Below are 7,254 nucleotides of genomic sequence, written 5' to 3'. Positions count from 1 at the left end.
GGACATTTCTATTTTGGGCTTACAATGTTATTTCGTATAATGTATATTATGTTAAATACCGTTTACACCTAACCATAACTGCATCTATCTTCTGCTTTAATTATATTTCAATAACTTAATTCATTATTTGTTTTCTATAACGTAGTGATATGTTGACCTTTGAAATAGTTCATAAACTTTATTAGGTTTGCTATTAAGAAAATTCATCTAGAAAAAACTTTCAAATGGAAATCTAATTATTCTGTTGTTTGATTTGGATTTCTCATGTCCATGTTTATACCCTATGCTGTACACCATGAAATCTTTTAAATTTTAAAGCATATCTACTAGCCAATATTCAGATTGAATCGCAAACTCTATTAATAGATAAGCCCACATACATAAAGTGGGCTTTTTAAATCTATTAAACCAATTGAATATTTCTCAACTTAGCCCTTTAAAAAGGAAAAAACATCCAACGATACTCAGCAATACTGCAAAACATTTTTTCAGCATTTGCGGTGATAGCGCATGCGCTGCTTTTGCACCAAACTTTGCTGTAAAGAAACTCATAAGGCTAATGCCAAAGAATGCATAAGTATGTATATAGCCAATACTGTTGGGAACAGCAGCATGTGCTTTCATACCAAAAATCATAAAACCTAAAGCACCAGTAATGGCAATCGGTAAACCACAAGCAGCAGATGTTCCGACGGCTTTTTGCATGATGACACCATAACGGTTGAGATAAGGAACTGTTAAGCTTCCTCCACCAATACCAAAAATCGCTGAAGCCACACCAATCACAGAACCCGCAGCAACTTGTTTACCTATTGAAGGCAGTGTTCTGCTTGAGTCTACGGTCTTTTTAGCCCCCATGAACATGGTATAAGCCACCCAAATCAAGAATAAACCAACAATGAGTTGAAGATGTATTCCTGAGAGCCATCCTGCAATCGCAGCTCCGGCAAAACAGCCAATCACCATAGGTGGTGCTAAGTTTTTAAATACCGGCCACATCACTGCACCATTTTTATGGTGTGCCATGAGCGAGCTAATCGATGTGACGACGATTGTCGCTAATGATGTACCTAATGCCAAATGCATAATGACATCAGCACTGTAATCCATCTGGGTAAAAACGATAAATAATAGTGGCACGATGATGGTTCCACCACCCACACCAAATAGCCCAGCAGCAAATCCTGCTAGCGCACCAATGGCTAAAAAAATGATTAATTCCACAATATGCTGACTTCTAAAGAATTGAATATTGAAGTAATAGACGGTTAAGCGAATTCTAATTGACCGACTTGATGGTAAGCACGGTTAAAATAGACCAAACTTTCCTCTTGCTGACTTTGGTGGATCGCGACAACACGGCATATAAAAATACTATGCGTGCCAACTTCCTGAATTTGTTCAATGTGACAATCAAAACTCACCAATGCATCTTCAAACACAGGTGAACCGGTTTCTAGTGTTGTCCAGGAACCCAATTTAAAGCGTTCTTCAGAACTGAATTTACTAGAGGCAAATGCATTCGAAATCTGCTCATGCTGTGCACACAATACATTCACTGACAGAATTTTATTCTCGATAAAATGTGCATGTGAGCGAGATGATTGATTCATACAGACCAGTAATGTCGGGGGTGTATCTGTCACACTGCATACTGCCGAAGCAGTAAATCCATGAACACCTGTTGCGCCCTTTGTTGTAATTACATTTACTGCGGTCGTTAACAAAGACATTGCATTTCTAAAGTCAGTTGCTTCAATCATCTCTTAAATCTCAAATTTGATTATCACTTGTTTCTCGCTAAAGTCAGGGCGATTCATTATTCGATTCATCAAAATGATTGAATCGAATAATACTGCACCCTTCCCTTATTTTGCGACGGCGCAAAATTACGCTATGAGTTCTTGACGAACCATCGCAGCACCTGCACTTAAGGCATGAAGTTTGCTTTGTGCAACTTGACGTGATAAAGGTGCCATGCCGCAGTTGGTTGAGGGATAAAGTTTGTCAGCATCCACAAACTGAAGCGCCTTACGTAAAGTATCTGCAACTTCTTCAGCCGTTTCGATTTGATTGGTTGCCACATCAATGGCACCGACCATCACTTTCTTGCCACGAATCAGTTCAATCAAATCCATCGGCACACGTGAGTTTTGACATTCAAGTGACACAATGTCGATTTTAGACTGTTGCAATTTAGGAAAGGCTTTTTCATATTGACGCCATTCAGAACCCAAAGTCTTTTTCCAATCAGTATTAGCTTTAATGCCGTAACCATAACAAATATGTACCGCAGTTTCACATTTCAGACCTTCAAGTGCGCGCTCTAAAGTCGCGACGCCCCAGTCATTGACTTCATCAAAGAACACATTAAATGCAGGTTCATCAAACTGGATGATGTCTACCCCTGCCGCTTCCAGTTCAAGCGCTTCTTGATTCAGGATTTTGGCAAATTCCCAAGCCAGTTTTTCCCGACTCTTATAGTGGCCATCATACAGCGTATCGATCATAGTCATTGGACCAGGCAAAGCCCATTTGATTGGTTGATTGGTTTGGCTGCGTAAGAACTTCGCATCATCCACAAACACAGGTTTCTTACGAGATACGGCGCCAACCACTGATGGCACACTGGCATCGTAACGCTTACGGATTTGAACCGTTTCTCGCTTCTCAAAGTCAACCCCTTCAAGGTGTTCAATGAATGTGGTCACAAAGTGCTGACGGGTTTGTTCGCCATCGCTGACAATATCAATGCCAGCTTGCAGCTGCTCATGCAGTGATAGACTTAAAGCATCTCGTTTTGCTTCCAGTAATTGCTCACCTTCCAATTTCCAGGGTGACCAAAGTTTTTCAGGTTCAGCGAGCCAAGATGGTTTCGGTAAGCTGCCCGCAGTTGAAGTCGGTAATAAAATGGCCATGTCTAATCTTCTATCTCTATTTTCGTTAATCTATGCTGGGAATCAGGCAGCGTGTTGTTGGTCAGCAGTGTTTTTGATCTTGAACTCGGCAGCCCATTGCTCAAGAACGTCTTTATAAGGCTTGATAAAGTTTTCTTCAGTCCATTTGCCTTGTTTCACTGCAAGTTGACCACGCTCTTCACGGTCATAAACAATTTGAGTCAATGAATAATCCTGATATTTCAAACTTGGCTGATAAACTAAACCTGCAGCTGAATTTGTGTTGTAGATTTCAGGACGATAAATCTTTTGGAAAGTTTCCATGGTGCTGATCGCACTGATCAGCTCGAAATCGCTATAGTCACGCAACAAGTCGCCTGCAAAGTAGAATGCCAATGGTGCATTGCCATTTTCAGGTTTGAAATAACGTACGGTTAAGCCCATTTTTTTGAAATATTCATCTGTACGCGAATATTCATCATTTTTATATTCCACACCTAATACAGGATGTACATGTGCTGTACGGTAATAGGTTTTAGTAGTCGAAACACTGAGACAGATGACAGGCTGTTTCTTGAACTCAGCTTTGAAGACTTCTGAATGAATTAAGTGTTGATAAAGCTTGCCGTGTAAGTCACCAAAGTTTTCTGGTTTCTCGCCAGTTTTACAGTCCAATTCTGGTAAGACAACGCTAAAGTCATAATCACGTACATAAGATGAAAAGCTATTCCCAATCATGCCTTCAATACGTTGATTGGTTTGGTGGTCAGTAATGGTGCTTTTGAGCATTTCAATGAACGGAAAAGTGTGGCCCTTGCCTTCAACGTCGAGTTCAGCAGAAATAATATCGATTTCAAGTGAATAGCGGTCGCCTTTCGGATTGTCACAACTGGCCAAACTATTAAAACGGTTGTTGATCATCGCTAAAGTTCGACGAAGATTCTCTTCACGGCTTTCACCACGTGCCAAATTGGCGAAGTTTGTGGTTAAACGGGTGTTATTTGCGGGTTGATAGTTTTCGTCAAAACGAATGCGTTTAATTGAACAGGCAAACTCTTTACTCATGGTGATCTACTACCCTAATTTTTTAGATAAAACCAAAATTTCTGTATGAGAGAATTTATACCCTAACTATAAGATGAATAAAAATGATTTAGACTCACACAAAAATGAATAAAATTCATGTTTAGGGTTTTATTGTATTGACGAGAGATGCAAGATAGAAAAGAAGAATTCCCTCTCTTGGATAAGTTAATTCAATTTAACCAATATAAAATGGTGGAGAATAAGGATTTTTAATTTGTCTGATTAATTATAAAAAATGTATAAAATACAATAATTCATAAAAAAATATATCGAAAAAGCTAAAACAGATGTTTAGAAAATTGGCTTTAAAATACATCAATTTAATTCTGTATAGGAGATAAAAAACTTCTCTCTATAAGGCATTTAAATTTTATGATCTGAGTAAATAAGAGCAGTCATGATCTACAGCATATAAAATCACCAAAATGAATTTAGCTCATCTCAAACTTAGAAAATATCAACATATTCACCCTGTCTAAATGTATCTAAATAGGTCGTTATAAAAATAGCTAAGCGTATATAATAATAAATAATTTTTTTATTTTATTTCTCGATGCAACCTCCCTTCTCTAACCACAAACACATTCAAGTCGTATCGACATTTTCTGACCTGATTGATTTACAGCTTCAAGGCGATACCAATGCGGTGTGCTGGTCTAGACAATTACACGGCGATTTTCAGGAAATCGTGAATCAACTGGAATTAATTGAGAATATTACTGAAATTACAGTTGAAGACTTACAAGCCTTACAACTATCAGAACAAGGTATAGTGGCACGAGAAGTCATTATCAAAGATATTGAGCGCCTCACTGAATGTGGTGCATCCCCCTCGCTGAATTTACTGAAAAGTTATGAACGGGATGATGAATTCGATTTCATTTCTACAGATGTCTATTCCTACCATGTAGATCGCTCACCGATCGCAACGGATACCTTTTTATGTACCTACTACGGCGCGGCCAGTGACATTTTGCCGAATGAACAAGCGATACAGAAAATTTTAATACCCGAAATTCGAGCAAAATTAAAAGAACTGTTTGACGGTCCTGAAGCTGAATTTGAGAACTTTTTAGCAGAGTATTTCTTTGATCTTCATTACCAAGCACCTGAAGATGCCACCCCAATTAATCTGGGTGTGGGACATCTTTGGCGCTTGGCAGTTGATCATCCCACACAAGCGGTCTTGCCCTGTGTGCATAGAGCACCTAGTGAAGCTGGTGAATATAGGCTGCTCTTGATTTGTTGAAAATTGATTTGAACCTATATGCACAAGGCAAACCGATTAATTACCTTATGCATTTTTTCATTTTAAGAAGGTTTTGTGGATTCTAAAGATAGGTTGTGTTGACTGCTATTCATCCATCGATAAAGCACTAGCAGCAATACCAAAGTCAGCAAGGTGGATGAAATAATTCCGCCAATAACTACAAAAGTGTATTTCAAACGCATTTCCTTAATAAACGAAAGCCAATGCCTGCTGACATGGATAAACGAGTTAAAAGAGCGTAAGTAATAATCTTGCGTTGCTGCAAAGAATACTAAGCCACTTTGAGTTGCCATAGGACCGTCAATCATTGGCATGCAAATCGGTGCTTTCAAGCTCATTTGAATGCCCAAATGAACAGCTTGAAAAGTAGTGTTTAAATTTTTTTATTCTAATAAGAATGAGGGAATAATAAATTATATTATTCCCTAAGTTTATGACTCATTAAAAGTTATATATCGCCACCAGATTAACGCGGTTATCTTCACCGCCATCACTGCCATTTGGCGCTGCAATAACTGCCTTACGCTCACCATAAACATATTCCACACCAAAGCTTAATGGCTGGGTCGGACTATAAAAAACATTCGCCCAACCTTGCCAAAGCGCTTTATTGATTTCAGTTAAATTAACGACACCCTGTTTATAAGCTTCACTCACATCGGCTTTCATATAGCCATAGCCTAATGTACTGCGCCATTGACTGTTCCATTGCGTAGTCAGGCCCAAGGAAATGGAATCAAATTCATTTTCATCCAGTATGTCACCGGCAGCATTTTTACTCACACCCGGATTGCTCCAGGATACAAAACTGCTATCCCCTTTTACATGGTAATAATCTGCTTTTAAGGTATTGCTGTCATTGACTTTATATTGAAGCCCTAAGCCTATTCCCCACGCCGTAGTTTTATCATTCATGGTGCGTTTTTCATCGGCCATGGCACGTAAACTCATTTTGGCATTATTTCCCAATTGTTGATTTAAACGTGCACTCAACGCTGGCAAGCGCATATTGGAGCTGGCATCTTTGGGGTCTTCTGCCGCCAGGATTAGGGCTGTTTCAGGACTGAACTGATACTGGTACCGCAGTTGTGGCGTACGTTTCACTGCACCGCCCACATAACCCAAGGCATCAATGGTTTCTGGCATATAATCCGGAATGGCAAAGTTGGACCAAGTTTGTCCGACCAGCCAGTTGCCATAATTTAAATAAGCATGGCGTATGCGCAAGTTATCTGAATTTGTACCGCCCAAGAAGTCGACTTCAAGTTTGGCATTCAGCGTTTTGGCATTGACCTGATGATTGATATCCAGTCCCAGACGTGTTGCAGCCAGTGTCGATTTCAATCGGTCACTATTTTCGCCATTCCCTTTTAGAGGCACTTTATTAATGTTGTTATACAGTCGATCTGCCGCGCTGCCTTCTGCCTGATAGGAGGCATCCGCACGGACATTGCCATAAAACTTAAAGCTGTTTGCATTTTTTGATGCTTGAGCTGGTGCATTCGTAATCTTTGCCTCTGGCTGAGCGGTTAAAGGATGATTAATCTTGGAAGATGTCATTTGTTGCTGTTCAATCAAGCTACGTAAATCTTTTACTTCCTGACGTAACTGTTCAATTTCAGTTTTGTCACTCGCGACTGCAACGGTTGGCAGGGTGAACATTGCCATGGTTAAAAGACTGAATTTAAATTTAAATGCAGGTGTGATCATCCTAATCTCACTTATTTTAGATAAAGTTAGACTGGAGATAGCTTAAAAATGGGCTATCTCAAGACTCAGTTAAAATTGATAATTCTTAATAATTAAAGCGGTGCAATTAATGGGTCTTTTCAGCCAATGTACTGACATTTGCTAAATTCTTCTGAGCCGCATCTCCATCGACCGAGGTTTTCAGATTCACCAGGAAGATGGCCAGGGCGGCAATTACACCGGGAATGGCGATGGCAAAGAAGTTCATCTGGTGCGGTAACTCAAAGGTCAATAAAGTTCCGGTCAGTACCG

Annotated in this window: 6 protein-coding genes and 4 pseudogenes; 2 read left to right on the top strand and 8 right to left on the bottom strand. The window is 39.6% G+C overall.

All coding sequences use genetic code 11. The features are described from left to right. Window positions 1-180 precede the first annotated feature (180 nt). Window positions 181-313: pseudogene (locus B2Y23_RS15425) on the top strand (site-specific integrase); the annotation flags it as partial. 110 nt (window positions 314-423) lie between these two features. On the opposite strand, the gene B2Y23_RS08410 reads toward B2Y23_RS15425, so the two are convergent. From B2Y23_RS08410 to B2Y23_RS08395, 4 genes are all read right to left on the bottom strand, one after another. Further along, window positions 424-1,224, bottom strand: a complete 801-nt coding sequence (locus tag B2Y23_RS08410) for a sulfite exporter TauE/SafE family protein (protein ID WP_291370189.1) — start codon at window positions 1,222-1,224, stop codon at window positions 424-426. 44 nt (window positions 1,225-1,268) lie between these two features. Continuing rightward, window positions 1,269-1,763: a flavin reductase gene (locus B2Y23_RS08405; protein WP_291370187.1), complete on the bottom strand. Its 495-nt coding sequence runs from the start codon at window positions 1,761-1,763 to the stop codon at window positions 1,269-1,271. A gap of 126 nt (window positions 1,764-1,889) precedes the next feature. Next, window positions 1,890-2,918, bottom strand: a complete 1,029-nt coding sequence (locus B2Y23_RS08400) for a methionine synthase (RefSeq protein ID WP_291370185.1) — start codon at window positions 2,916-2,918, stop codon at window positions 1,890-1,892. Window positions 2,919-2,960: 42 nt separating this feature from the next. Beyond that, window positions 2,961-3,962 carry a putative oxygenase MesX gene (locus B2Y23_RS08395; protein ID WP_291370183.1) on the bottom strand — a complete coding sequence of 334 codons (1,002 nt, stop codon included), beginning with the start codon at window positions 3,960-3,962 and terminating at the stop codon, window positions 2,961-2,963. Between the two features lie 574 nt (window positions 3,963-4,536). Here B2Y23_RS08395 and B2Y23_RS08390 point away from each other — a divergent pair. Then, the gene (locus tag B2Y23_RS08390) at window positions 4,537-5,232 is read left to right on the top strand and encodes a DUF1826 domain-containing protein (RefSeq protein WP_291357362.1); all 696 of its coding nucleotides are present in this window, start codon (window positions 4,537-4,539) and stop codon (window positions 5,230-5,232) included. A gap of 62 nt (window positions 5,233-5,294) precedes the next feature. On the opposite strand, the pseudogene B2Y23_RS15485 reads toward B2Y23_RS08390, so the two are convergent. From B2Y23_RS15485 to B2Y23_RS08375, 4 genes and pseudogenes are all read right to left on the bottom strand, one after another. After that, window positions 5,295-5,417, bottom strand: a pseudogene (locus B2Y23_RS15485) (hypothetical protein); the annotation flags it as partial. 60 nt (window positions 5,418-5,477) lie between these two features. After that, window positions 5,478-5,600: pseudogene (locus B2Y23_RS08385) on the bottom strand (hypothetical protein); the annotation flags it as partial. Window positions 5,601-5,694: 94 nt separating this feature from the next. Then, on the bottom strand, window positions 5,695-6,963 hold the full coding sequence (locus tag B2Y23_RS08380) for a DcaP family trimeric outer membrane transporter (protein WP_409515224.1): 1,269 nt from the start codon (window positions 6,961-6,963) through the stop codon (window positions 5,695-5,697). A 106-nt stretch (window positions 6,964-7,069) separates the two neighbouring features. Then, window positions 7,070-7,254 (bottom strand): annotated as a pseudogene (locus tag B2Y23_RS08375) (aromatic acid/H+ symport family MFS transporter); the annotation flags it as partial.

It is taken from the genome of Acinetobacter sp. UBA5934 (genome assembly GCF_002430855.1).
In the GTDB taxonomy this organism is placed as follows: Bacteria; Pseudomonadota; Gammaproteobacteria; order Pseudomonadales; family Moraxellaceae; genus Acinetobacter.
This window is presented reverse-complemented; position numbering and strand designations above follow the sequence as displayed.